At 68.1% G+C, this 23,510-nt stretch carries 20 protein-coding genes and 2 pseudogenes; 12 read left to right on the top strand and 10 right to left on the bottom strand.

All coding sequences use genetic code 11. The features are described from left to right. Positions 1-28 precede the first annotated feature (28 nt). The 3 genes and pseudogenes from znuB to zur form a co-directional block, all read right to left on the bottom strand. Positions 29-817: a zinc ABC transporter permease subunit ZnuB gene (gene znuB / locus PKO50_RS30585; RefSeq protein ID WP_275630551.1), complete on the bottom strand. Its 789-nt coding sequence runs from the start codon at positions 815-817 to the stop codon at positions 29-31. An 81-nt stretch (positions 818-898) separates the two neighbouring features. After that, positions 899-1,627, bottom strand: a pseudogene (znuC, locus tag PKO50_RS30580) (zinc ABC transporter ATP-binding protein ZnuC); the annotation flags it as partial. After that, complete coding sequence (gene zur / locus PKO50_RS30575; RefSeq protein WP_089392773.1) at positions 1,627-2,133, bottom strand: zinc uptake transcriptional repressor Zur; 507 nt, start codon at positions 2,131-2,133, stop codon at positions 1,627-1,629. The gene zur and the pseudogene znuC, both read right to left, overlap by 1 nt. A 70-nt stretch (positions 2,134-2,203) precedes the next feature. On the opposite strand from zur, the gene PKO50_RS30570 reads away from it, so the two are divergent. From PKO50_RS30570 to PKO50_RS30560, 3 genes are all read left to right on the top strand, one after another. After that, complete coding sequence (locus PKO50_RS30570) at positions 2,204-3,124, top strand: zinc ABC transporter substrate-binding protein (protein ID WP_275628107.1); 921 nt, start codon at positions 2,204-2,206, stop codon at positions 3,122-3,124. A 457-nt stretch (positions 3,125-3,581) separates the two neighbouring features. Then, a complete protein-coding gene (locus tag PKO50_RS30565) occupies positions 3,582-5,729 on the top strand; it encodes an adenosylcobalamin-dependent ribonucleoside-diphosphate reductase (protein WP_109934499.1) in 2,148 nt (715 codons plus the stop codon). Between the two features lie 16 nt (positions 5,730-5,745). Next, entirely contained in the window at positions 5,746-6,432 is a 687-nt protein-coding gene (locus PKO50_RS30560) for an NrdJb (RefSeq protein ID WP_109934500.1), read from the top strand. Positions 6,433-6,898: 466 nt separating this feature from the next. Here the strand turns inward: PKO50_RS30560 and PKO50_RS30555 are convergent, their stop codons facing one another. The 4 genes from PKO50_RS30555 to PKO50_RS30540 all read right to left on the bottom strand — a co-directional run bounded on the left by PKO50_RS30555 (position 6,899) and on the right by PKO50_RS30540 (position 9,107). Further along, positions 6,899-7,144 carry a hypothetical protein gene (locus PKO50_RS30555; protein WP_109934501.1) on the bottom strand — a complete coding sequence of 82 codons (246 nt, stop codon included), beginning with the start codon at positions 7,142-7,144 and terminating at the stop codon, positions 6,899-6,901. Further along, positions 7,141-7,626: a hypothetical protein gene (locus tag PKO50_RS30550; RefSeq protein ID WP_109934502.1), complete on the bottom strand. Its 486-nt coding sequence runs from the start codon at positions 7,624-7,626 to the stop codon at positions 7,141-7,143. Before PKO50_RS30550 ends, PKO50_RS30555 begins: the two co-directional genes overlap by 4 nt. A gap of 205 nt (positions 7,627-7,831) precedes the next feature. Beyond that, positions 7,832-8,782 (bottom strand): homoserine kinase, encoded by a 951-nt coding sequence (locus PKO50_RS30545; RefSeq protein ID WP_275628106.1) that lies wholly within the window; start codon positions 8,780-8,782, stop codon positions 7,832-7,834. Between the two features lie 34 nt (positions 8,783-8,816). Then, complete coding sequence (locus PKO50_RS30540) at positions 8,817-9,107, bottom strand: DUF2782 domain-containing protein (protein ID WP_109934504.1); 291 nt, start codon at positions 9,105-9,107, stop codon at positions 8,817-8,819. Between the two features lie 74 nt (positions 9,108-9,181). On the opposite strand from PKO50_RS30540, the gene polA reads away from it, so the two are divergent. Further along, on the top strand, positions 9,182-11,920 hold the full coding sequence (gene polA / locus PKO50_RS30535; RefSeq protein WP_275628105.1) for a DNA polymerase I: 2,739 nt from the start codon (positions 9,182-9,184) through the stop codon (positions 11,918-11,920). 303 nt (positions 11,921-12,223) lie between these two features. Here polA and yihA read toward each other — a convergent pair. Further along, positions 12,224-12,855 (bottom strand): annotated as a pseudogene (gene yihA / locus PKO50_RS30530) (ribosome biogenesis GTP-binding protein YihA/YsxC). Positions 12,856-13,072: 217 nt separating this feature from the next. Between yihA and PKO50_RS30525 the strand changes: the two are divergent. From PKO50_RS30525 to PKO50_RS30490, 8 genes are all read left to right on the top strand, one after another. Continuing rightward, on the top strand, positions 13,073-13,363 hold the full coding sequence (locus PKO50_RS30525; protein ID WP_109934899.1) for a c-type cytochrome: 291 nt from the start codon (positions 13,073-13,075) through the stop codon (positions 13,361-13,363). A 44-nt stretch (positions 13,364-13,407) separates the two neighbouring features. Next, positions 13,408-14,016 (top strand): c-type cytochrome, encoded by a 609-nt coding sequence (locus PKO50_RS30520; protein WP_109934900.1) that lies wholly within the window; start codon positions 13,408-13,410, stop codon positions 14,014-14,016. Between the two features lie 154 nt (positions 14,017-14,170). Further along, positions 14,171-14,812 carry a thiol:disulfide interchange protein DsbA gene (gene dsbA, locus PKO50_RS30515; RefSeq protein WP_089390780.1) on the top strand — a complete coding sequence of 214 codons (642 nt, stop codon included), beginning with the start codon at positions 14,171-14,173 and terminating at the stop codon, positions 14,810-14,812. An 11-nt stretch (positions 14,813-14,823) separates the two neighbouring features. Beyond that, on the top strand, positions 14,824-15,687 hold the full coding sequence (locus PKO50_RS30510) for an endonuclease/exonuclease/phosphatase family protein (protein ID WP_275628104.1): 864 nt from the start codon (positions 14,824-14,826) through the stop codon (positions 15,685-15,687). Continuing rightward, a complete protein-coding gene (locus PKO50_RS30505) occupies positions 15,684-17,546 on the top strand; it encodes a GGDEF domain-containing protein (RefSeq protein WP_275628103.1) in 1,863 nt (620 codons plus the stop codon). Before PKO50_RS30510 ends, PKO50_RS30505 begins: the two co-directional genes overlap by 4 nt. Positions 17,547-17,984: 438 nt before the next feature. After that, positions 17,985-18,746, top strand: coding sequence for a DeoR/GlpR family DNA-binding transcription regulator (locus PKO50_RS30500; protein WP_109934903.1), 762 nt, complete (start codon positions 17,985-17,987; stop codon positions 18,744-18,746). Between the two features lie 21 nt (positions 18,747-18,767). After that, positions 18,768-20,603 (top strand): glutamine--fructose-6-phosphate transaminase (isomerizing), encoded by a 1,836-nt coding sequence (gene glmS, locus PKO50_RS30495; RefSeq protein WP_275628102.1) that lies wholly within the window; start codon positions 18,768-18,770, stop codon positions 20,601-20,603. Positions 20,604-20,962: 359 nt separating this feature from the next. Continuing rightward, complete coding sequence (locus PKO50_RS30490) at positions 20,963-21,283, top strand: co-regulatory protein PtrA N-terminal domain-containing protein (protein WP_089390785.1); 321 nt, start codon at positions 20,963-20,965, stop codon at positions 21,281-21,283. Here PKO50_RS30490 and PKO50_RS30485 read toward each other — a convergent pair whose 3' ends face one another. Together PKO50_RS30485 and PKO50_RS30480 are read right to left on the bottom strand one after the other, a co-directional pair. Next, positions 21,284-22,669, bottom strand: coding sequence for a heavy metal sensor histidine kinase (locus tag PKO50_RS30485; RefSeq protein ID WP_275628101.1), 1,386 nt, complete (start codon positions 22,667-22,669; stop codon positions 21,284-21,286). Further along, on the bottom strand, positions 22,666-23,340 hold the full coding sequence (locus PKO50_RS30480; RefSeq protein WP_275628100.1) for a heavy metal response regulator transcription factor: 675 nt from the start codon (positions 23,338-23,340) through the stop codon (positions 22,666-22,668). The genes PKO50_RS30485 and PKO50_RS30480 overlap by 4 nt, the downstream gene beginning before the upstream one ends. Positions 23,341-23,510 lie beyond the last annotated feature (170 nt).

The raw sequence follows: 23,510 nt of genomic DNA, 5'->3' as shown, positions 1-23,510 counted from the left end.
TCTCGATTGATCAAAAAATCGACAAATTCTACACCGTCCGCCGCGGCAGGACAAAACTCAGCAGGAACAGCGCCGCCGCGCTGACCACGATGGACGGCCCGGCCGGGGTGTCCTTGAACCAGGACAGCGCAAGCCCCGCGCACACCGCCACCAGGCCCACCAGGGTGGCGCCGGCGGCCATCTGCTCGGGGCTGCGGGCGTGGCGCTGGGCCGCGGCGGCGGGGATGATCAGCAGCGAGGTGATCAGCAGCACGCCGACGATCTTCATGGCCACGGCGATGACGATGGCGATCAGCAGCATCAGCGCCAGGCGGATGGCGGTGACCGGCAGGCCCTCGACCCGCGCCAGCTCCTCGTGCACGGTGATCGCCAGCAGCGGCCGCCACAGCCAGCAGATCAGCCCCAGCACCAGGGCGCTGCCGGCGACTATCCACAGCAGGTCGGTCTGGCTCACCGCCAGCAGGTCGCCGAACAGGTAGGCCATCAGGTCCACCCGAACTTCCTTCATGAAGCTCAGGGTCACCAGGCCCAGGGACAGGGTGCTGTGCGCGAGTATGCCCAGCAGGGTGTCGGCGGCCAGCGGCTGGCGCTGCTGCAGGGTCACCAGCAGCACGGCCAGCAGCACGCAGCCGACGGTCACCGCGAGGGTCGGGCTGACGTCCAGCAGGAAGCCCAGGGCCACGCCGAGCAGCGCGGCGTGGGACAGGGTGTCGCCGAAATAGGCCATGCGCCGCCAGACCACGAAGGAGCCCAGGGGGCCGGCGACCAGCGCCAGGGACAGCCCGGCCAGCAGCGCGTAGAGAAGGAAATCAGCCATGGTTGCAGTCGGGCCGTGCTTGTGGACCTGCCCTTGTAGAGGGCGCAGCTTGCCCTGGATGGCCAGGCCGGTGCGCTGCGGCACCACCTCGCCATGCAGGTCGTGGGAATGGTCGTGGTGGTGGTGGTAGACCGCCAGGCTGCGGGCGTCCTGGCCGAACAGCTCGACGAAGGCCGGGTCGCCGCTGACCTGCTCGGGGTGGCCGTGGCAGCACACGTGGCGGTTCAGGCAGACCACCTGGTCGGTGGTGCTCATCACCAGGTGCAGGTCGTGGGAGACCATCAGCACGCCGCAACCCAGGCGGTCGCGCAGGCGGGTGATCAGGCGGTACAGCTCGGCCTGGCCGGCCACGTCGACGCCCTGCACGGGCTCGTCCAGCACCAGCAGTTGCGGCTTGCGCAGCAGCGCCCGGGCCAGCAGCACGCGCTGCAGTTCGCCGCCGGAGACGGTCTGCAGCGGGCTGTCCAGTACGTGCGCGGCGCCCACTTCCTTGAGCGCGGCCAGGGCCTGCTCGCGGCCCACGCCCGGCACCAGACGCAGGAAGCGCAGCACCGAGAGCGGCAGGGTGGGGTCGACGTGGAGCTTCTGCGGCATGTAGCCGATGGTCAGCTTCGGCTGGCGCCACACCGTGCCGCTGTCGGGCCTGAGCAGGCCCAGCACGCTGCGCACCAGGGTGGTCTTGCCGGCGCCGTTGGGGCCGATCAGGGTGACGATCTCGCCGGCGGCGATGCTCAGGCTGACGTTCTGCAGCACCGCCTGGCCGGCATAGCGCACGCCCACCCCTTCGAGGCGGACCAGGGGCTGGCTCATCAGGCCTCCCGCTGCTTCGGCGCGCAGGCGGCGCAGAGCCCGACCACTTCGACGGTCTGCGTCTCCACCACGAAGCCGACGCCCTCGGCGCCGGCGACTATCGCCTGGCTGATGGCCGGCTGCTCCAGCTCGATGGCGGTGTGGCAGGCGCGGCAGATGAGGAACTGGCCCTCGTGGGCGTGCTCGGGGTTGTTGCAGCCGACGAAGGCGTTGAGCGAGGCGATGCGGTGCACCAGGCCGTTTTCCAGGAGGAAGTCCAGCGCCCGGTAGACGGTGGGTGGCGCGGCGCGGCGGCCGTCCGCCTCGCTGAGCACGGCGAGGATGTCGTAGGCGCCCAGCGGCTTGTGGCTCTGCCAGACCAGCTCCAGCACGCGCCGGCGCAGCTCGGTCAGGCGCACGCCCTGGCGCGCGCAGAGCGCGTCGGCCTCGGCCAGGGCGCCGGCCACGCAGTTGGCGTGGTCATGCGGGCGGCAGGCTAGCGGGGTGGTGGGCATCAACTTGTACATGCGGCGACGACGCTCGGGTACGGAGACGTTATTATATTACCCTTTACCTCCCTTCCCGTGTGAGTCCGCCGTGTCCCTGCGCCCTTCCGCCCTGTTCCTCGCCTGCTGCACCCTGCTCCTCAGCCTCGGCGCCAGCGCCGAGGTCAAGGTGCTGACCAGCATCAAGCCGCTGCAACTGATCGCCGCCGCCGTCCAGGACGGCGAAGGCAGCCCCGACGTGCTGCTGCCGCCCGGCGCCTCGCCGCACAGCTACGCCCTGCGCCCCTCGGACGTGCGCCGCCTGCGCGAGGCCCAGCTGTTCTACTGGATAGGCCCGGACATGGAGGTGTTCCTCGACAAGCCGCTGCAGGCCCGCCAGGCGCCCAGCGTGGCGGTGCAGGAACTGCCGGGCATGCACCTGCGCAAGTTCGTCAACTTCGAGAACATGGGCCACGCCGACTACGAGGACCATGATCACGACCACCGCCCCGGCACCGTGGACGCGCACCTCTGGCTGCTGCCGGCCAACGCCCAGGCCATCGCCGCGCGCATGGCCGAGGACCTGGCCATCGCCGACCCGCTCAACGCCGGGCGCTACCAGGCCAACCTCAAGGCCTTCGACGAGCGCATGGAGCAGCTCGACGCGCGCCTGAAGCAGCGCCTGGCGCCGCTGATGGGCAAGCCCTACTTCGTCTTCCATGAGGCCTTCGACTACTTCGAGGAAGCCTACGGCCTGCGCCACACCGGGGTCTTCGCCCTGTCCGCGGACGTGCAGCCGGGCGCCCGCCACGTCGCCGCCATGCGCGCGCAACTGCAGAAGGCCGGCCCGTCGTGCATCTTCAGCGAACCGCCGATCCGCCCGCGCCTGGCCGATACCCTCAGCGCCGGCCTGCCGGTGCAACTGGCCGAGCTGGACGACCTGGGCGTGGCGGTCAAGGTCGACGCCAACGGCTACGAAAAGCTGCTGGGCAACCTGGCCGACGAATTCGCCGGGTGCCTGGAGAAGCTCTGAATTGGTGTTTTGGTAGGTTGAGAGGGAATGGTGCCTCCCGGGGGCCATGGTGCTGAATCGGGTCCGTTCCCTCTCCCCAACCCTCTCCCTGAAGGGAGAGGGGGCCAGTCAGTCCGTGCCGAGAAGAGAACAGGCATCAGCCTGAAAATTTCGGCGTTGCCGGCTAACTCCTAACCTCCGACCCTGCCCAACGGTCCCCTCTCCCTTTAGGGAGAGGGTTAGGGAGAGGGCGCTCTTGCGCTCCTGGGCTCTTGCCCCACCCCAATCCCCTCTCTCGCCCCCGCTCACCTACACTTTCCCCCTGCGTCCCATCGCCTCATAGGCAAATACCTCTTCCGGGTACTAGAGTCTCCGACAGGACTAAATACACAATATGTAGTTTCGTGTATTTACTGGATAACTAGATATTGCGGTCTGCCCCAAGCCGGCCGCGCACCAACGGGAGGATCTTCAGCGGATGGCCAAGACCGATGCGCGCCCACAGGGCATGGACCAGGCGGCACTCGAACTGCAGCCGGCGTCCCAGGACATCTGGGACAGCAAGTACCGGCTCAAGCAGAAGGACGGCACGCCCATCGACGCCACCGTCGACGCGACCTGGCAGCGGGTGGCCCGCGCCCTGGCCGAGGTCGAGCCCGACGCCGCCACCCGCGAGCACTGGTACGAGCGCTTCCTCTGGGCCCTGCGCCACGGCGCCATCCCGGCCGGGCGGATCATCTCCAACGCCGGCGCCCAGGGGCACAAGCCGGCTACCTCGACCATCAACTGCACCGTCTCCGGGATCATCCACGACTCCATGGACGACATCCTGCAGAAAGTCCACGAGGCCGGGCTGACGCTCAAGGCCGGCTGCGGCATCGGCTACGAGTTCAGCACCCTGCGCCCGCGCGGCGCCTACGTCTCCGGCGCCGGCGCGCACACCAGCGGGCCGCTGTCGTTCATGGATATCTTCGACAAGATGTGCTTCACCGTGAGCTCCGCCGGCGGCCGCCGCGGCGCGCAGATGGGCACCTTCGACGTCGCCCACCCGGACGTGCGCGAGTTCATCCGCGCCAAGCGCGAGGACGGCCGGCTGCGCCAGTTCAACCTCAGCCTGCTGGTCACCGACGACTTCATGCAGGCGGTGCAGGCCGACGCCGACTGGCCGCTGGTGTTCCCGGTGCACCACAAGGAGGTCGACGAGGTCGACCTGGACGACCCGGCCCAGGTGCTCTGGCGCGACTGGCCGGTGCACGACGACTACCTGGTCGGCGACGACGGCCGCGTCGCCTGCCGCATCTACGGGCGCGTCAAGGCACGGCACCTGTGGGACATGATCATGGTGTCCACCTACGACTACGCCGAGCCGGGCTTCATCCTCATCGACCGCGTCAACGAACTGAACAACAACTGGTGGTGCGAGGCCATCCGCGCCACCAACCCCTGCGGCGAGCAGCCGCTGCCGCCCTACGGCTCCTGCCTGCTGGGTTCGGTGAACCTCACCGGCTTCGTCATCGACGCCTTCGGCGAGGAGCCGCATTTCGACTGGGAGCGCTACCGCGAGGTGGTGCGGGTGTTCACCCGCATGCTCGACAACGTGGTGGAGGTCAACGGCCTGCCGCTGGCCCAGCAGCGCGAGGAAATCCTCGGCAAGCGCCGCCACGGCATGGGCTTCCTCGGCCTGGGCTCGACGCTGACCATGCTCAAGCTGCGCTACGGCAGCCCCGAGGCCTGCGTGTTCACCGAGGAAGTGGCGCGCGAGATGGCCCTGGTGGGCTGGGAAGTGGCCCTCGACCTGGCCCTGGAGAAGGGCCCGGCGCCGGTGCTGGCGCAGGACTACGAAGTGACCGCGGAAATGCTGCGCAAGCGCCCGGAGATGGTCGCCGACGGCCTGAAAGTGGGCGACCGCGTGCCCGGCCGCGTCCTCCACTCCAAGTATTCGCGCTACATGCAGCGCATCGCCGAGCACGCCCCGCAGCTGGTCGAGGCCCTGGCCCGGCACGGCGCGCGCTTCACCCACCACAGCTCCATCGCGCCCACCGGCACCATCAGCCTGAGCCTGGCCAACAACGCCTCCAACGGCATCGAGCCGAGCTTCGCCCACCACTACTCGCGCAACCTGATCCGCGCCGGGCGCAAGACCAAGGAAAAGATCTCGGTGTTCAGCTACGAGCTGCTGGCCTACCGCGCCAAGGTCGACGCCAAGGCCGTGCCCGACGCCGAGGATGGCAAGCACCGCCTGCCGGAGTACTTCGTCACCGCCGACGACATCACCCCGCAGCAGCACGTGGACATCCAGGCGGCGGCGCAGAAGTGGATCGACTCGTCCATCTCCAAGACCGCCAACGTGCCCACCGACTACCCCTTCGAGCAGTTCAAGGACATCTACCTCTACGCCTGGCGCCAGGGCCTGAAGGGCTGCACCACCTTCCGCTTCAACCCGGCGGCGTTCCAGGGCGTGCTGGTCAAGGACGCCGACCTGGAGAAGACCCTCTACCGCTTCGAGCTGGAAGACGGCAGCACGGTGGAGCTCAAGGGCAACGAGGAAGTCGAGTACGACGGCGAGATACACAGCGCCGCGAACCTGTTCGACGCCTTGAAAGAAGGCTACTACGGCAAGTTCTGAGCCGCGGAGATCGCAGATGACAGTGAAAATCGCCCAGAAGATCAAGGGCTTCGAAGTGGTCGACGTGGCCGAGGAAAAGGCCCGCGCCGAAGCCGCGGCGGCGGCCGCCGTGGTGAAGATGGACGAAACCCTGCAGCGCCCAGAAATGCTGGTGGGCGCCACCTACAAGGTGAAGTCGCCGCTGTTCGAGCACGCGCTCTACGTGACCATCAACGACGTGGTGCTCAACCCGGGCACCCCCTACGAGCAGCGCCGGCCCTTCGAAATCTTCATCAACTCGAAGAACATGGACCACTTCCAGTGGATAGTCGCCCTCACCCGCATCATGTCGGCGGTGTTCCGCAAGGGCGGCGACTGCACCTTCCTGGTCGAGGAAATGAAGGCCGTGTTCGACCCGCGCGGCGGCTACCTCAAGCGCGGCGGCATCTACATGCCCTCCATCGTCGCCGAGATAGGCGCGGTGGTGGAGCGCCACCTGGTGGCCATCGGCCTGATGCAGGGCCCGGAGATCGACGAGGAACAACGCCTGTACCTGGCCGAAAAACGCGCAGCCTACGAAGCGGCCCAGGGCACCAACAAGGCCGAACCCGGCGAAGGCTTCCCCGCCGGCGCCCAGCTGTGCGGCAAGTGCAACACCATGGCGGTGGTACAGATGGACGGCTGCGCGACCTGCCTGAACTGCGGATATTCGAAATGTGGGTGAGCCGGAGTCTTTGCGAAGCATGCTTCGCCCGGCGAACGACCGGCCATGGATGGCCGGGCCGGGGTTGACCTTGGGCAGAGGAGTATCGACAGGGATGTCCACTCCGGCCTGGATCTTTACACCCGCATGCGTCGCGCTGAGAAACGACCGGATGGCCGTGCCGGGGCCGAACTAATCGCGGATAGAGTCCGCTCCTACGATCGTGCTTCCCTGGAGCCGTAGGAGCGGACTCTGTCCGCGATTGCCGCCGGCCACGTGTCCCCTCCGGTGGTGCGGTCGTAGGGCGGATAACGCCTCCGGCGTTATCCGCCGTTGCCATCGGGCACCGGCATTCCGGCCAACGGCGGATAACCGCGAACGGTTATTCGCCCTACGGTGCCACCCCACCCATGCCATACCCCTGTAGGAGCGGACCTTGTCCGCGATAGCCGGACGCCCCGGCGCGATTCGCGGATGAGATCCGCTCCTACTCGCCAGCCGCCTTATTGCGTTCGAAGAAGAAGCAAACGCCGATGATGAAACAGAACAACCCCACCATCGGCAAATCGAGTATCCATAACTGGAATGACGGGCGCCCATACATCAAGGCTCCGCCCACTATCACCAGCGCCACTGCCAGCCAGGTCCGGCTCGAACTTTTCCGCACGAAGCGGAACAACACCAACATCAGGACGATGGCGACGAACAGATGGATGAACTCGCTGAGCGTCATGTCGGGCGGGCTCGGGTGATCAGGGTTGATTGCAGGGTAGCCTGAGGACCGATACCGCCACTGACCCTGGCCGCCACACTCAGTATCCTGTCGCCGGAATGAAAGTTTCTCAGTCGAGAGCGCGCGTACTTTCTCACCGCTCCGCCTGCGGCAACTCCGGCGACCTTGTTGCCGAAGCCTACCAGGGCCCCGGCAATGCTGCTCAGGGTAAGGGCGACCTGGAGATTCTGCGTATTGAGGGCATCCGCCAGTTGCCGAGTCAGCGGTTCGGACAGGGCGACTTCAAGGCTGCATTCCCTGTTCTTGACCTGCATATAGTCGAAGACTTCCGTGACAAAGTCGGCGATATCCTGATTCAGCAGCGACGTAGAGGAATAACGCAGCAATCTCAGACGATTGCGCTCATGGGGCTGCAAACGGATGCGGGTCAGTGCGAAACAGATGCCTTGGCTGCTACAAACCGACTGTTGTTGCGTTTCCATACGGGGCCTCGTTCATAAAGGCATAAAAGGCCCTAGCAGAAAGGATTCGCGTGGCTTGGAATAGTCCTTGAGGCGCAAAGACGAAAGTCCTGACATGCATCCAAGCGCCTGGATATTCCGGGTCGTAATACTCCTACAAATTATCGTTCTCGTAACTGATCCTCATGTCCGGATCAGTTGCGTAAATCCACCAACGCTCCCGGCCCTACAACGCAAACGGCAAATGAATCTCCACCTGCTGCCGCTTCGCCAGGCGCCGCTCGAACTCGCCCGGATCGTGGATCAGCACGTCCTGGCCGGCGAAGGCCTCGGCGGCGATCAGGCGCGACAGCCAGAAGCGTACGCAGGCCACGCGCAGCATCTCCGGCCACAGCTCCGCCTCCAGGGCGGTGAACGGCCGGCGGCTGGCGTAGGCGGCCAGTAATGCACGGGCGCGGGGGCCGTCGAGTTCGCCGTCTTCGTGGGAGCACCAGTCGTTCAGGGTGATCGCCAGGTCGTAGAGCATCCAGCCCGAGCAGGCGTTGTAGAAGTCGATCACCCCGGCCAGGTGCGGGCCGTCGAACAGCACGTTGTCGCGGAACAGGTCGGCGTGCAGGTTGGCGCGCGGCAGCTCGGGCTGTTCGGCGAGCAGGCGGGCGATTTCCTCCAGGGCGTTCTCCAGCAGTTCGCGTGGGGCTGGGGCCAGATGCGAGGCGAGCTGCTCGCCCTGGTGCAGCATCCAGCTCAGGCCGCGGTCGCTGGGGCGCTCGATGATGCGCACGCGGGTGGCCAGGTGCAGGCGCGCCAGCAGGGCACCGACCTCGCCGCAATGGTGGGCGTTGGGCTGGCGCTCGTGGCGGCCGGGCAGGCGCGGCTGCAGCAGCGCCGGCTTGCCCTCCAGCTGGCGCAGGGCCTCGCCGGATTCGGTGCGCAGGGCGTAGGGCACTGGCAGGTCGGCCTCGTGGAGCACGTCCAGCAGTTCGACGAAGAACGGCAGGTCCTGCACCGGGCCGCGCTCGACCAGGGTCAGGACGAATTCGCCGCGTTCCAGGCTGACGAAGAAGTTGCTGTTCTCCGAGCCCTCGGGGATGCCGCGGAAGTCCTGGAGGCGCCCCAGTCCGTAGGGGGCGAGGAAGCCTTCCAGGGTGGAACGCTCAAGAGGGGTGAATACCGACATGCTCAGGCCTCGTGAGCGCCATGGGGTTGATGGGTTACCAGCTGAAGATCTGCCACTGCGGGATCAGCTTGTCCGGCTGGTCGGAACGGATGAAATTGCCATCGCTGCCGTCCTGGCGCACCAGGAAATACGGCTTGCCATGCTTGGGTGTGACCTTGATGGCGTAGAGGAAACCGTTGACCCGGTATTCCTGGATGGTCTTGTCGCCCTCCTGGCGGATGGTCACATCCGGTTCGGGCGTCGGCGCTTCCTCGTCCACCGCCATGGCGATCAGGGGGGATACGGCCAGCAGGGCGGCGAGCAACCAGCGTTTGCGACTGCGCATGATAACCTTGTTCCTTTGTCGATTCGGCTGGGGTCATTCTAGCCCCTGGCCTCCGGAAAAGGTTGATTCCACTCATGAGTCAAGCACCCCTCGTCCTCGTGGACGGCTCTTCCTACCTGTACCGCGCCTTCCATGCCCTGCCGCCGCTGACCACCTCCACCGGCATGCCCACCGGCGCGGTGAAGGGGGTGCTGAACATGCTCAAGAGCCTGCGCAAGCAGTACCCCGACAGCCCCTTCGCGGTGGTCTTCGATGCCAAGGGCCCGACCTTCCGCGACGAGCTGTTCGCCGAGTACAAGTCGCACCGCCCGCCGATGCCGGACGAGCTGCGGGTGCAGATCGAGCCGCTGCACGCGGCGGTGCGCGCGCTCGGGCTGCCGCTGCTGTGCGTGGAAGGGGTGGAGGCCGACGACGTGATCGGCACCCTGGCCCGCAGCAGCGCCGCGGCGCAGCGCCCGGTGGTGATCTCCACCGGCGACAAGGACATGGCCCAATTGGTCGACGGGCACATTACGCTGGTCAACACCATGACCGGTAGCACGCTGGACGTGGATGGCGTGAAAGAGAAATTCGGTGTCGGTCCTGAGCTGATCATCGACTACCTGGCGCTGATGGGCGACAAGGTCGACAACATCCCCGGCGTGCCCGGGGTCGGCGAGAAGACCGCGCTGGGCCTGCTCACCGGCGTCGGCGGCGGCCTCGACGTGCTCTATGCCAGCCTGGACAAGGTGCCCGAGCTGCCGATCCGCGGCGCCAAGGGCCTGCCGGCCAAGCTCGAGGAAAACCGCGAGCAGGCCTACCTGTCCTACCAGCTGGCCACCATCAAGACCGACGTCGCCCTGGACGTCGAGCTGGACGCGCTGCACCCGGGCGAGCCGGACCGCGAGGCGCTGATCGAGCTGTACCGCCAGCTGGAGTTCAAGAACTGGCTGGACGACCTGCTGCGCGAGGCCAAGGAGGCCGGCGAGAGTCCCGCCGAGGACGCCCCGGCGCAGGAATCGCGCTATGAAACGGTGCTGGAGCAGGCCGCTTTCGATGCCTGGCTGCAGAAGCTGCAGGCCGCCGAACTGGTCGCCTTCGACACCGAGACCACCAGCATCGACGCCCAGCAGGCGCAGCTGGTGGGCGTGTCCTTCGCCGTCGAGCCGGGCGAGGCGGCCTACGTGCCCCTGGCCCACAGCTACATGGGCGTGCCCCAGCAGCTGGACCGCGACGCCGTGCTGCGGGCCCTCAAGCCGCTGCTGGAAGACCCGGACAAGGCCAAGGTCGGCCAGCACGCCAAGTACGACATCAACGTCCTGGCCAACGCCAGCACGCCGATCGCCGTGCGGGGCGTGGCCTTCGACACCATGCTCGAGTCCTACGTGCTCAACTCCACCGCCACCCGCCACGACATGGACAGCCTGGCGCTGAAGTACCTGGGCCACAGCACCATCCGCTTCGAGGACATCGCCGGCAAGGGCGCCAAGCAGCTGACCTTCGACCAGATCGCCCTGGAGCAGGCCGGCCCCTACGCCGCCGAGGACGCCGACGTGACCCTGCGCCTGCACCACGCCCTGTGGGAGAAGCTGCAGGCCATCCCGTCGCTGGCCAGGGTATTGACCGAGATCGAGATGCCGCTGGTGCCGGTGCTGGCGCGCATCGAGCGCAACGGCGCGCTGGTAGACGCCAACCTCCTGGGGCTGCAGAGCCGCGAACTGGGAGAGAAAATGGTCGAACTGGAACGCAAGTCCTTCGAATTGGCCGGCGAGGAGTTCAACCTCGGCTCGCCCAAGCAGCTCGGCGCCATCCTCTACGAGAAGCTCGGCCTGCCGGTGCTGGCCAAGACCGCCACCGGCCAGCCGTCCACCGCCGAGAACGTGCTGGCCGACCTGGCCGAGCAGGACTACGAGCTGCCCAAGGTGATCATGCAGTACCGCTCCCTGAGCAAGCTCAAGAGCACCTACACCGACAAGCTGCCGGAACAGATCAACCCGCGCACCGGGCGCATCCACACCAGCTACCACCAGGCGGTGGCCGCCACCGGGCGGCTGTCCTCCACCGACCCGAACCTGCAGAACATCCCGATCCGCACCGCCGAGGGCCGGCGCATCCGCCAGGCCTTCGTCGCCCCCGCGGGCTGCCGGCTGCTGTCGGCCGACTACTCGCAGATCGAACTGCGCATCATGGCCCACCTGGCCCAGGACGAAGGCCTGCTGGATGCCTTCCGCCACGACCGCGACGTGCACCGCGCCACCGCCGCCGAGGTCTTCGGCCTGGCGCTGGAAGAAGTCACCCCCGAGCAGCGCCGCCGCGCCAAGGCCATCAACTTCGGCCTGATCTACGGCATGAGCGCCTTCGGCCTGGCCAAGCAGATCGGCGTCGAGCGCAAGGAGGCCCAGGCCTACATCGACCGCTATTTCGCCCGCTACCCCGGGGTGCTGGCCTACATGGAGCGCACCCGCGCCCAGGCCGCCGAGCAGGGCTACGTCGAGACCCTCTTCGGCCGCCGCCTGTACCTGCCGGAAATCGGCTCGAAGAACCAGGCCATGCGCAAGGCCGCCGAGCGCACCGCGATCAACGCGCCCATGCAGGGCACCGCGGCGGACATCATGAAGCGCGCCATGGTCGACGTGGATAACTGGCTGCAGGCCAGCGGCGTCGATGCCCGGGTCATCCTCCAGGTGCACGACGAACTGGTGCTGGAAGTGCGCGAGGGCCTGGTCGAGGAAGTCGCGGCGAAACTGCGGGAACTGATGGGGGCGGCGGCGCAGCTGGCGGTACCGCTCATCGTCGAAACCGGCAGCGGTTCGAACTGGGACCAAGCCCACTGACGAACGGTCGCAGGGCCCGTGCGGCGGGCCCTGCGGGGCGTCTCGGGAATCCCTGAAAAGGACCGGGGGAAATTTTTTTCATCCGCCACTGAACTTTCCCACCGCAGCCCGGGTCAGAACTCGTGAATGGCTGGAGAAGCCCTTCGATGCTCCTTTGCAGTGTTTAGTGTTGGCAGAATCCTGGACCCCGCCCTAGCGGTCCGGACTTAAACCCCGAACTTCCCCCTCCCCATACGAAGCTCGGGGTTTTTTTTGCCCGCGCGAAAGTGCCGGCGGCCTGCCGGCACCCCCTGCGGCGGGCCTTCAGGCCTGTTCGGCCGCTTCCTCGTCCCCTTCCGGCTGCAGGCCCAGCCAGGCCGCCAGGACCTGCTGCGCCTCCTCCACCCCTCGCGCTTGGGCGCCGAGAACAGCTGCACGCTGGCGACGTCGCCCCAGCCCTGCTGGATTTCGCGGCGCACCTTGAGCAGCGCGTTCTTCGCCGCGCCGAAGGCCAGTTTGTCGGCCTTGGTCAGCAGCACGTGGATCGGCAGCCGGCTGGCCTGGGCCCAGTCGAGCATCAGGCGGTCGAACTCGGTCAGCGGATGGCGGATGTCCATCATCAGCACCACCCCGGCCAGGCTCTCGCGGCTGCTCAGGTAGGCCTCCAGGTGCTGCTGCCAGTGCAGCTTCAGCGGGATCGGCACCTTGGCGTAGCCGTAGCCGGGCAGGTCGACCAGGCGGCGCTCGTCGTCCAGGCGGAAGAAGTTCAGCAGCTGGGTGCGCCCGGGGGTTTTCGAGGTTCGCGCCAGATTGGCATGGGTGAGTGCATTTAGCGCGCTAGACTTACCAGCGTTGGAACGGCCGGCGAAGGCGACTTCGCGGCCGCTGTCCTCCGGGCACTGCTCGACCTTGGCCGCGCTGATGAGGAAGGTTGCTTGCTGGCAAAGGCCGAGGATGGGGTTCTTGGCAGGTGTCTTGGGGGCATGGGGGGCTTCCGCGGCGGGGTGCGACTCGGTGTCGCGGGGGCCGGTCTCGTTTTCGAACAGGCAGGCGAAGTATATAATGCCGCGGATTTTGTGTGCGCTTTATCCCCCAGGGTCGGGCGCCACGGGAACGCGATAATCAACCGGCCGCGCAATAGAACGCGGACGTTCCCTCCCGATGAGGACGATCATGAAGAAACTGCTGTTCGCAGCCGTAGCCGCCGCGCTGGCTCCCGGCGTGCAGGCCGCGCAGGACCCGGAGGCGGTATTCAACCGGGCTTGCGGTGCCTGTCATGCTGGCCAGTTGCCAATGGCCCCGAAGAAGGGCGACGCCGCAGCCTGGAAACCGCGCCTGGACAAAGGCATGGATACGCTGGTGCAGCACGTCACCAACGGTTTCAACGCCATGCCCCCGCGTGGCCTGTGCACCGACTGCAGTGCCGAGGACTACAAGGCGATCATCCAGTGGATGTCCCAGTAACCCCAGCCTCTCTACTTTCACCTTTAGCCGTAATGGATTAGCTGATGAACAAAATAATCGTGAGTCTGCTCTTGACCCTGGGACTGACCGGTATGGCCCACGCCGAAGTCGGCGACGCCAAGGCCGGCCAGGCGAAGGCCGCCGTGTGCGGCGCCTGCCATGGTGCCGATGGCAACAGCATGGCGCCGAACTTCCCGAAACTGGCGGGCCAGGGGGACAAGTACCTGCTCAAACAGATGCATGACATCAAGGATGGCAAGCGTACCGTGCTGGAGATGACCGGCCTGCTGACCAACCTCAGCGACCAGGACCTGGCCGACATCGCCGCCTACTTCTCCAGCCAGAAGATGAGCGTCGGCGCCGCCGATCCCAAGCTGGTCGCCGCCGGCGAGGCCCTGTACCGCGGCGGCAAGCTGGCCGAGGGCATGCCCGCCTGCACCGGTTGCCACTCGCCCAACGGCGTGGGCAACGAGCCGGCCGCCTTCCCGCACCTGGGCGGCCAGCACGCGGCCTACGTGGCCAAGCAGCTGACCAACTTCCGCGAAGGCGACCGCACCAACGACGGCGACAGCATGATCATGCGCAGCATCGCCGCCAAGCTGTCCAACAAGGACATCGCCGCCGTCTCCAGCTACATCGAAGGCCTGCACTGAGGCCTGTGCCGCGCGGCACGGCTTGAAAAAAAAGGGTGGCTTCGGCCACCCTTTTTCGTATCCGGCGCCACTACAATGCCTGGAACCGCCGCCGGCCTCTCGAGTCCAACCACGGCCGCGCCGCGGCGCCACCGATCCAGCCAAGGAGTGAACCATGCGTAACCTGATTTTCACCGCCGTACTGGCCTTCGCCGGCCTGTTCGGTCTCAGCGCGCAAGCCGCCGAGTTCGAATCCGGCAAGCAGTACACCGAGCTGAGCACCCCTGTCCCGGTGTCCAAGCCCGGCAAGATCGAGGTGGTGGAGCTGTTCTGGTACGGCTGCCCGCATTGCTACGCCTTCGAACCGACCATCAACCCGTGGGTCGAGAAGCTGCCGGCCGACGTGCACTTTGTCCGCATCCCGGCCATGTTCGGCGGTATCTGGAACGTCCACGGTCAGCTGTTCCTGACCCTGGAAGCCATGGGCGTGGAGCACAAGGTGCACACCGCCGTGTTCGAGGCCATCCACAAGGAAGGCAAGAAACTGGCCACCCCGGAAGAAATGGCCGAATTCCTCGCCCCGCTGGGCGTGGACAAGGACAAGTTCCTCAGCACCTTCGACTCGTTCGCCATCAAGGGCCAGATCGAGAAGGACAAGAAGCTGGCCATGGCCTACCAGATCAGCGGCGTACCGACCATGGTGGTCAACGGCAAGTACCGCTTCGACATCGGCTCGGCCGGCGGCCCGGAGAAGGCCCTGGAACTGGCCGACTTCCTGATCGCCAAGGAACGCGACGCCGCCAAGGCCGCCCAGTGAGGTAAGCCGCGATGCTGAGCAGGCTCCGCCAGCAGCGGGTGGTCGCTTCCCGCCCCGCGCAGGTCAATTCGCAGGCCGCCGAATCCGGCTATCCCGCCGACGGCCGCCTGCGCCTGCTCAGCTTCAACATCCAGGTGGGCATCAGCACCGAGCGCTACCGCCACTACCTGACCCGCGGCTGGCAGCACCTGCTGCCCGCCGCCGGGCGCGCCGGCAACCTGCAGCGCATCGGCGACCTGCTGTCCGGCTACGACCTGGTGGCCCTGCAGGAGGCCGACGGCGGCAGCCTGCGCTCCGGCTACGTCAACCAGGTGGAGCACCTGGCCCAACTGGGCGCCTTCCCCTACTGGTACCAGCAGCTCAACCGCAACCTCGGGCGCATCGCCCAGCACAGCAACGGCCTGCTCAGCCGCCTGCGCCCGACCCTGCTGGAAGACCACCCGCTGCCCGGCCCGCCCGGCCGCGGGGCCATCCTCATGCGCTTCGGCGAAGGCGACAACGCCCTGGCCGTGATCATGATGCACCTGGCCCTGGGCCCGCGTACGCGCACCCGCCAGCTCGCCTACATCCGCGAGCTGCTGCAGGGCTACCGCCACCAGGTGCTGATGGGCGACATGAACACCCACGCCACCGACCTGCTGGAGACCTCGCCGCTGCGCGATCTCGGGCTGATCGCACCGCAGGTCCAGGCGACCTTTCCCAGCTGGCGCCCGCAGCGCTGCCTGGACCATATCCTGCTCAGCCCCGGGCTGACCCTGGAGCGGGTCAGCGTGCTGCCGGAGCCGATCTCCGACCACCTGCCGGTGGCCGTGGAGATCCGCCTGCCGGACGGCTGCCGGCAAGACTCCGCGCTTTCTCTCAAGGACGCTCGATGAGCCGCGACGACAACCAGCGCTGGAAGGAAAAGTACCTCGCCAACATCGACCAGCAGGAGCGCCTGGAGCGCCGCTGGGAGGTGCGCGTCGACCTGCTGCGCCGCGGCCTGGTGCGTAGCAGCCTGGCCGCCGAGGGCAGCGACAAGGCGGTCGACCAGTGCATGCAGGAACTGCGCGAGCTGCTGCGCCGCAACGACATCGACGCCGGCCTGGCGCGGCTCATCCCGCGCCTGGAAAAGACCGTGCTGGACTCCGAGCAGCGCCGCCAGCAGCGCATCCGCCAGAACGTCACGGCGCTGCAGCAGATCGCCCAGCAGCTGCTGGGCCTGGACCTGCCGCGGGACGTGCGCCTGCCGCTGAAGCTGTTCGCCCGCGACCTGGAGGCGCGCGCCAGCCAGTCCCGCGAGCTGCCGGTGCTGCTCGGCGAGCTGGGCAACCTGCAGCGGCGCGTGCTGGAGCAACTGGCCGACGCCGAGGCGCCGCGCCCCGGCCTGTTGCAGCGCCTGTTCGGTGGCCGCGAAGAGGACGAGGACGGCCCCGCCCAGCCCGCAACCGTCACCCCTGGCACGCCGGCCAGCGAAACGCCGGCGGCGCCAGTGAGTGCCGAGGCCGCCGCGGCCATCGCGGCCCCGGCCCCGGCGCCTGCCGCGGTGGCGGTACAGGCCGACCCCGAGCCGCCGTCGCCCGCGCCGCCCGCTGCACTGCTGGACAGCCTGCCGCTGCCCGCCGACCTCATCCCCAGCGCGCCGCGCCCGGTGCTGCTGGACGGCGAGGGCGAGCAGCACTACGCCCTGCCGCCGATGCCCGAGCCCGGCTACAGCGCCGTGGCGCCGCACATCGAGGCCAGCCTGCTGAACCTGCTCGACCAGCTGCAGCTGCCGGCCGCCTACCGCCCGCAGGCCCAGGCCCTGCGTGAACGCATCAACGGCAGCCTGAACTGGTACGAACTGGTGCCGGTGCTGGATGACCTGGCGGTGCTGGTGCTGGCCCTCAACGACAGCGGCCAGGCTGCCTTCGAAGGCTACCTGCACCAGCTCAACGACCGCCTGAGCACCTTCCTCGACAGCCTCGGCGCCGTGCAGCAGGGCCAGGACGCCGTGTCCGACAGCGCCCGGCGCCTGGACGACGACCTGCGCGACCAGGTCAGCGGCCTGCAGAGCAGCGTGCAGCAGGCCACCGACCTGGACAGCCTCAAGCGCTCGGTGGAAGGGCGCCTGGAAGGCCTGCTCGGCAGCATCGAGCGGCACCGCCAGGAACGCGAGGCCCGCGAGCGCGAGGCCGGGGAGCGCCTGCAGGCGCTGGTGGCGCGGGTTTCCTCGATGGAGGAAGAGGCGCGCACCTTCCAGGCCAGCATCGAGGACCAGCGGCAGAAGGCCCTGACCGACCCCCTCACCGGCCTGCCCAACCGCGCCGCCCTGAGCGAGCGCCTGGAACTGGAGGTGGCGCGGGTCCAGCGCTTCGGCGGCGAACTGCTGCTGGCGGTGCTGGACGTCGACCACTTCAAGCGCATCAACGACGACTACGGCCACCTGGCCGGCGACAAGGTGCTGAAGATCATCGCCGGCGAACTGGCCAAGCGCCTGCGCAAGACCGACTTCATCGCCCGCTTCGGCGGCGAGGAATTCGTCGTGCTGCTGCCCTCCACCCCCCTGGACGGCGGCCGCCAGCTGCTGGAAGCGCTGCGCACGGCGGTGGAGCGCATCCCCTTCCACTTCAAGGGCGAACCGCTGGTCATCACCTGCTCCGCCGGCCTCACCCAGTTCCGCACTGGCGAGCGCAACGAAGTGGCCTTCGAACGCGCCGACCAGGCCCTGTACCGCGCCAAGCGCGGCGGCCGCAACCGCCTGGAGATGGGCTAGGCCGCCCCCTGTAGGAGCGCGCCCTGCGCGCGAATCGCGGGCAGGGCCCGCTCCTACAATTTGCCGAGGCACGGCATATCCCTGGAGGAGCGGGCTTTGTCCGCGATCATGGCGGATAACGCCGTAGGCTTATGCGCCCTATGGGGAATGGCACGGGCTAGGGCGAATAACCGTTCGCGGTTATCCGCCGCCATCCGTGCCACCGGGGCGTCCGGCGTGGCCGGTGAATCCAATCGCGGACGGAGTCCGCTCCTACGACCGTGCTTCCCTGGAACCGTAGGAGCGGACTTTGTCCGCGATAGCCGGACGTCCCGGTGCGTTTCGCGGATGAGATCCGCGCCGCCCCAAGCCCCGACCTCTCATCATCCAAGCTTGACGAATGAAAGCTCTTGGGTTTTGATTCGCACCTATAACTTTCGAATCGAAACATAAGCCTTCATGTCGAAACGCAACACGCCCCAGCGCCGCCACGAGATACTCGCCCTGCTCAACCAGCAGGGGGAGGTCAGCGTGGACGACCTCGCCCGGCGTTTCGCCACCTCCGAGGTGACCATCCGCAAGGACCTGGCCGCCCTGGAGAGCAACGGCCTGCTGCTGCGCCGCTATGGCGGCGCGGTGCCCATGCCGCAGGAACTGCTGGCCGAGCCGAGCCCGCCGCTGTCGCCCTACAAGCAGGCCATCGCCCGTGCCGCGGCAGCCTGCATCCGCGAGCACGCGCGGATCATCATCGACAGCGGCAGCACCACCGCCGCGCTGATCCCCGAGCTCGGGCACAAGCCCGGCCTGGTGGTGATGACCAACTCGCTGAACGTCGCCAACGCCCTGCGCGAGCTGGAGCGCGAGCCGGTGCTGCTGATGACCGGCGGCACCTGGGACCCGCACTCGGAGTCGTTCCAGGGCCAGGTGGCGGAGCAGGTGCTGCGTTCCTACGACTTCGACCAGCTGTTCATCGGCGCCGCCGGCCTCGACCCCGCGCGCGGCACCACCACCTTCAACGAACTGCTCGGGCTCAGCCGGGTGATGGCCGAGGTCGCCCGCGAGGTGATCGTCATGGCCGAGGCCGACAAGCTCGGGCGGCGCATGCCCAACCTGGAGCTGCCGTGGAGCAGCGTCCAGACCCTGATCACCGACGAGCGCCTCAGCGACGAGGCCTGTGCCCAGATCGAGGCGCGCGGCGTGAAAGTCATACGCGCGCGCTGAACGAACCCAGGAGAACGCCCCATGTGTGGAATCGTAGGCGCCATCGCCGAACGCAACGTCACCCCGATCCTGATCGAAGGCCTCAAGCGCCTCGAATACCGCGGCTACGACAGCGCCGGCCTGGCCCTGGTGGACGCCGCCGGCGAACTGCAGCGCCGCCGCCGCGTCGGCAAGGTGGCGAGCCTGGAGCAGGCCCTGGCCGAGCAGCCGCTGGCCGGCCACCTGGGCATCGCCCACACCCGCTGGGCCACCCACGGCGCGCCCAGCGAGGCCAACGCCCACCCGCACTTCTCCCACGACCGCCTGGCGGTGGTGCACAACGGCATCATCGAGAACCACGAGGAGCTGCGCGAGTACCTCAAGGGCGAGGGCTACGTGTTCAGCTCGCAGACCGACACCGAGGTCATCGTCCACCTGCTGCACCTGCGCCTGCGCGAGCTGGGCGACCTGGCCAGCGCGCTCAAGGCCACGGTCAAGGAGCTGCACGGCGCCTACGGCCTGGCGGCGATCAGCCTGGACCAGCCGGACCGCATCGTCGCCGCCCGCAGCGGCAGCCCGCTGGTGGTCGGCCTGGGCCTGGGCGAGAACTTCCTGGCCTCCGACCAGCTGGCCCTGCGCCAGGTCACCGACCGCTTCATCTACCTGGAAGAAGGCGACATCGTCGAGCTGCGCCGCGACAGCGTGCAGCTGTGGGACGCCGAAGGCCGCCCGGTGAAGCGCGAGGCGGTGCAGTACCACGAGGGCGCCGAGGCCGCCGACAAGGGCGAGTACCGCCACTTCATGCTCAAGGAAATCCACGAGCAGCCCAAGGTGGTGCAGCGCACCCTGGAAGGCCGCCTGGGCGCCGGCCAGGTGCTGGTGGAGAACTTCGGGCCGAACGCCGCCGAGCTGTTCGCCAAGGTGCGCAACGTGCAGATCGTCGCCTGCGGCACCAGCTATCACGCCGGCCTGGTGGCGCGTTACTGGCTGGAAGAGCTGACCGGCATCCCCTGCCAGGTCGAGGTGGCCAGCGAGTTCCGCTACCGCAAGGTGGCGGTGCAGCCCGACGCCCTGTTCGTCACCATCTCCCAGTCCGGCGAGACCGCCGACACCCTGGCCGCGCTGCGCAACGCCAAGCAGCTGGGCTTCCTCTCCAGCCTGGCGATCTGCAACGTGGCCACCAGCTCGCTGGTGCGCGAGTCGGACATGACCCTGCTGACCCTGGCCGGCCCGGAGATCGGCGTGGCCTCGACCAAGGCCTTCACCACCCAGCTGGTGGCCCTGCTGCTGCTGACCCTGGCCATCGGCCGGGTGCAGGACCGCCTGGGCGAGGGCGTCGAGGCCGAGCTGGTGGAAGCCCTGCGCCGCCTGCCGACGCGCCTGGAGGAAGCCCTGGCGATGGACAAGGTGGTGGAGAAGGTCGGCGAGCTGTTCGCCGAGAAGCACCACACCCTGTTCCTCGGCCGCGGCGCCCAGTACCCGGTGGCCATGGAAGGTGCGCTGAAGCTCAAGGAAATCTCCTACATCCACGCCGAAGCCTACCCGGCCGGCGAGCTCAAGCACGGCCCGCTGGCCCTGGTGGATGCCGACATGCCGGTGGTCACGGTGGCGCCGAACAACGAGCTGCTGGAAAAGCTCAAGTCCAACCTGCAGGAAGTCCGCGCCCGCGGCGGCGAGCTGATCGTCTTCGCCGAGGCCAACAGCGGCATCGGCAACGGTCCGGGCACCCACGTGGTGAGCATGCCGCCGATCCACGACTGCCTGGCGCCCATCCTCTACACCGTGCCGCTGCAACTGCTGTCCTACCACGTGGCGGTGCTCAAGGGCACCGACGTCGACCAGCCGCGCAACCTGGCCAAGTCGGTGACCGTGGAATAAGCCGCGCGCCCGGATGCATGAAAAAGGCCCCGCGAGGGGCCTTGGTGCGTCCACCGTTGGCGCCACCTGTAGGAGCGGGCCCTGCCCGCGATTCGCGCGCAGGGCGCGCTCCTACATGGGCCTGGTGCCGGGGCAACCCGTAGGGCGCATAACCGTTCGCGGTTATCCGCCGTTGGCCGGAAACACCGGTGCCCGACGGTAATGGCGGATAACGCCATAGGCGTTATGCGCCCTACACCGCGGGCCGGATGCGGTTGCCGCCGGCGGATTACCGAATCGTCATGCGCCCCTCAGGCTCCCGTTAGGGCCGGCTGCTTAAGGTGAAGGCAGTTTCCACCACCACCGACGAGGTGACTGCCATGAACCCGATCCGCCCCTTCCTGCTCGCCGGCCTGCTCGGCGTTTCGTCCCTGGCCCTGGCCGAGAGCGGTGGCGACCGCACCTTCGCGCGCATGGAGCAGGCCCGCCAGGTGGCCATGCGCGGCGCCGCCGAGACGGCGGCCGCGGACTACCGGCGCTACGAGTACGGCATGCGCCTGGACATCGCCCAGGTCCTGGAGGTCTCGCCGGCCAAGGGCTGCGGCGTGGTGCCGGTGCGCATGCGCTACCTGGACTCGGGCGGCGCCGAGCAGCGCCTGGAGTACCGCGCCGAGCGCGTCAGCTGCAACCGCGGCAAGTGATCAGGCGGCCGCCTCGGGGAAGCGCAGGTGGAAGCAGGTCGGCCCCTCCGGCCGGCTGTCCACCGCGACGCTGCCACGGTGCAGGCTCATGATCGAGCGGACGATGGCCAGGCCCAGGCCGGTGCCGCCCTCGGCCCGCGAACGGCCGCCATCGGCGCGGTAGAAGCGCTCGAACAGCCGCGGCAGGTGCTGCGGCGCTATCCCCGGGCCGGGGTTGGCGACGCTGAGGGTGGCGCCTTCCATGCCGCTTTCGATGTCGATGCACACCCGGCTGCCTTCCGGGGTGTGGCGGATGGCGTTGGACAGCAGGTTGGAGATCGCCCGCTGGACCATCAGGCGCTCGCCCGTCACCCAGGCGTCGCCGCTCAGCTCGATGTCCACCCGCTTGTCCTCCGCGGCGTAGAGGAACAGCTCCGCCACGCGGGTGGCCTCGTCCCCCAGCGACAGGCGCTCGAAGGGCACCTGGGCCTGGTTGACCTGGGCCAGGAACAGCATGTCGCTGACGATGCGCGACAGCCGTTCCAGCTCCTCGATGCCCGAGGCCAGCACCGCCTTGTACTCCTCCGCCGGGCGCTCCCGCGAGAGCGTCACCTGGGCCTTGCCCATCAGGTTGCCGATCGGCGAGCGCAGCTCGTGGGCGAGGTCGTCGGAGAACTGCGTGAGCTGCTGCACGCCCTGGTCCAGGCGGTGCAGCATCACGTTCAGCGCCTGGGCCACCTCGCCCAGCTCCAGGGGCAGCTTCTCCACCGGGATGCGGTGGCTGAGGTCCTCGGTGGAGATGTTCGCCGCCACCCGGCGGAAGCGCCGTAGCGGCGACAGCCCGCGCTGCACCGCGTACCAGGCGCCCAGGCCCACCAGCAGCAACAGGAAGGGCACGCCGGCCAGCACCGAGCGGCGGAAGGCGCCGAGCAGGGCGTCGTCGTTGCTGCGCTCCAGGGTCAGCAGCACGCGCACGCTGGCGCCGTTGGCCAGGCGCACCACGCTGCTGGCGGTGAGCAGGCGCTGGCCGCCGGCGTCGGCCCAGGCGTGGTAGCCCAGGCCGGCGCCCGGCAGCAGGCGGTCGAGGCTGGCGCGGCGCAGCGGCGGGCCGGTGTCCAGCAGCGGCGCCTGGCCCGGGCGCGGGGCGAGCAGGGTCAGCGACAGGTTGTCGTGGCCGGCCACCACGTCCAGCAGCTCGTGGGGGCCGCGGACCAGGTCGCGGTCGTCCAGCCCCGCGCCCAGGGCATGGCGCACCTGGCCGAGCTTGTCGGCCAGCTCGTTGCGCGCGCGGCTCTGCAACTCGTGGTCGAGGGCGCCGTAGGCGAGCAGCGCGAGCACCACCACCAGGCCGGCGCACAGCAGGCCGATGCCCAGGCCCAGGCGGGTGGACAGGGTGGCCGGCTTCATTCGCGGACCTCGAGCACGTAGCCGACGCCGCGCAGGGTGTGGATCAGCTTGCTGTCGAAGGGGTCGTCGACCTTCAACCGCAGGCGGCGGATGGTGACCTCCACCACGTTGGTGTCGCAGTCGAAGTTCATGTCCCACACCAGCGAGATGATCTGGGTGCGCGTCAGCACCTCGCCGCTGCGGCTCATCAACAGGTGCAGCAGGGCGAATTCCTTGGTGGTCAGGTCGATGCGCCGGCCCTCGCGGTAGGCGCGGTGGCGCGCCGGGTCCAGCTCCAGGGCGGCCACCTGCAGCACCGGCGGCGCGCTCACCCGCTCGCTGCGGCGCAGCAGGGTGCGCACCCGGGCGAGCAGCTCGGGGAACTCGAAGGGCTTCACCAGGTAGTCGTCGGCGCCCAGCTCCAGGCCGCGCACGCGCTCGGCCAGGCGGCCGCGGGCGGTGAGCAGCATGACCCGCGTGTCGCTCTCGCGGCGCAGCTGGCGGAGCACTTCCCAGCCGTCCATCTGCGGCATGTTCACGTCGAGGATGATCAGTTCGTAGCTGCCCTGGCGCGCCAGGTGCAGGCCGTCGACGCCATTGCCGGCGCGGTCGACCACGAAGCCGCTCTCGCTCAGGCCCTGGTGCAGGTAATCGGCGGTCTTGGCTTCGTCTTCCACCACTAGGATTCGCATATGGGCAGTCACCTTCCATTCAGTAATCTGACAATTCTGTTCATATTCGTTGTGCGATTTACGGATATATCCGCTCGGAACTTTCCGGTAATTAACGGTGGGCGAGGCTGAGGGCTGTAGTTGCTAAAGGGTCAATATCCAGGCCCGTCCAATGATGTTTCCGGATATTG

It is taken from the genome of Pseudomonas sp. 273 (genome assembly GCF_029201425.1).
Classification (GTDB): Bacteria; Pseudomonadota; Gammaproteobacteria; order Pseudomonadales; family Pseudomonadaceae; genus Pseudomonas; species Pseudomonas delhiensis.
Note: the sequence above shows the minus strand (reverse complement) of the source record. Positions and strands in the feature narration are given on the sequence as shown.

What these genes read in the sequence shown, in the direction of transcription:
- znuB (WP_275630551.1), bottom strand. Translation starts at nt 817, where the DNA reads ATGGCTGATTTCCTTCTCTACGCGCTGCTGGCCGGGCTGTCCCTGGCG.
- zur (WP_089392773.1), bottom strand. Translation starts at nt 2,133, where the DNA reads ATGTACAAGTTGATGCCCACCACCCCGCTAGCCTGCCGCCCGCATGAC.
- PKO50_RS30565 (WP_109934499.1), top strand. Translation starts at nt 3,582, where the DNA reads ATGGCCAAGACCGATGCGCGCCCACAGGGCATGGACCAGGCGGCACTC.
- PKO50_RS30560 (WP_109934500.1), top strand. Translation starts at nt 5,746, where the DNA reads ATGACAGTGAAAATCGCCCAGAAGATCAAGGGCTTCGAAGTGGTCGAC.
- PKO50_RS30555 (WP_109934501.1), bottom strand. Translation starts at nt 7,144, where the DNA reads ATGACGCTCAGCGAGTTCATCCATCTGTTCGTCGCCATCGTCCTGATG.
- PKO50_RS30550 (WP_109934502.1), bottom strand. Translation starts at nt 7,626, where the DNA reads ATGGAAACGCAACAACAGTCGGTTTGTAGCAGCCAAGGCATCTGTTTC.
- PKO50_RS30545 (WP_275628106.1), bottom strand. Translation starts at nt 8,782, where the DNA reads ATGTCGGTATTCACCCCTCTTGAGCGTTCCACCCTGGAAGGCTTCCTC.
- PKO50_RS30540 (WP_109934504.1), bottom strand. Translation starts at nt 9,107, where the DNA reads ATGCGCAGTCGCAAACGCTGGTTGCTCGCCGCCCTGCTGGCCGTATCC.
- polA (WP_275628105.1), top strand. Translation starts at nt 9,182, where the DNA reads ATGAGTCAAGCACCCCTCGTCCTCGTGGACGGCTCTTCCTACCTGTAC.
- PKO50_RS30525 (WP_109934899.1), top strand. Translation starts at nt 13,073, where the DNA reads ATGAAGAAACTGCTGTTCGCAGCCGTAGCCGCCGCGCTGGCTCCCGGC.
- PKO50_RS30520 (WP_109934900.1), top strand. Translation starts at nt 13,408, where the DNA reads ATGAACAAAATAATCGTGAGTCTGCTCTTGACCCTGGGACTGACCGGT.
- dsbA (WP_089390780.1), top strand. Translation starts at nt 14,171, where the DNA reads ATGCGTAACCTGATTTTCACCGCCGTACTGGCCTTCGCCGGCCTGTTC.
- PKO50_RS30510 (WP_275628104.1), top strand. Translation starts at nt 14,824, where the DNA reads ATGCTGAGCAGGCTCCGCCAGCAGCGGGTGGTCGCTTCCCGCCCCGCG.
- PKO50_RS30505 (WP_275628103.1), top strand. Translation starts at nt 15,684, where the DNA reads ATGAGCCGCGACGACAACCAGCGCTGGAAGGAAAAGTACCTCGCCAAC.
- PKO50_RS30500 (WP_109934903.1), top strand. Translation starts at nt 17,985, where the DNA reads ATGTCGAAACGCAACACGCCCCAGCGCCGCCACGAGATACTCGCCCTG.
- glmS (WP_275628102.1), top strand. Translation starts at nt 18,768, where the DNA reads ATGTGTGGAATCGTAGGCGCCATCGCCGAACGCAACGTCACCCCGATC.
- PKO50_RS30490 (WP_089390785.1), top strand. Translation starts at nt 20,963, where the DNA reads ATGAACCCGATCCGCCCCTTCCTGCTCGCCGGCCTGCTCGGCGTTTCG.
- PKO50_RS30485 (WP_275628101.1), bottom strand. Translation starts at nt 22,669, where the DNA reads ATGAAGCCGGCCACCCTGTCCACCCGCCTGGGCCTGGGCATCGGCCTG.
- PKO50_RS30480 (WP_275628100.1), bottom strand. Translation starts at nt 23,340, where the DNA reads ATGCGAATCCTAGTGGTGGAAGACGAAGCCAAGACCGCCGATTACCTG.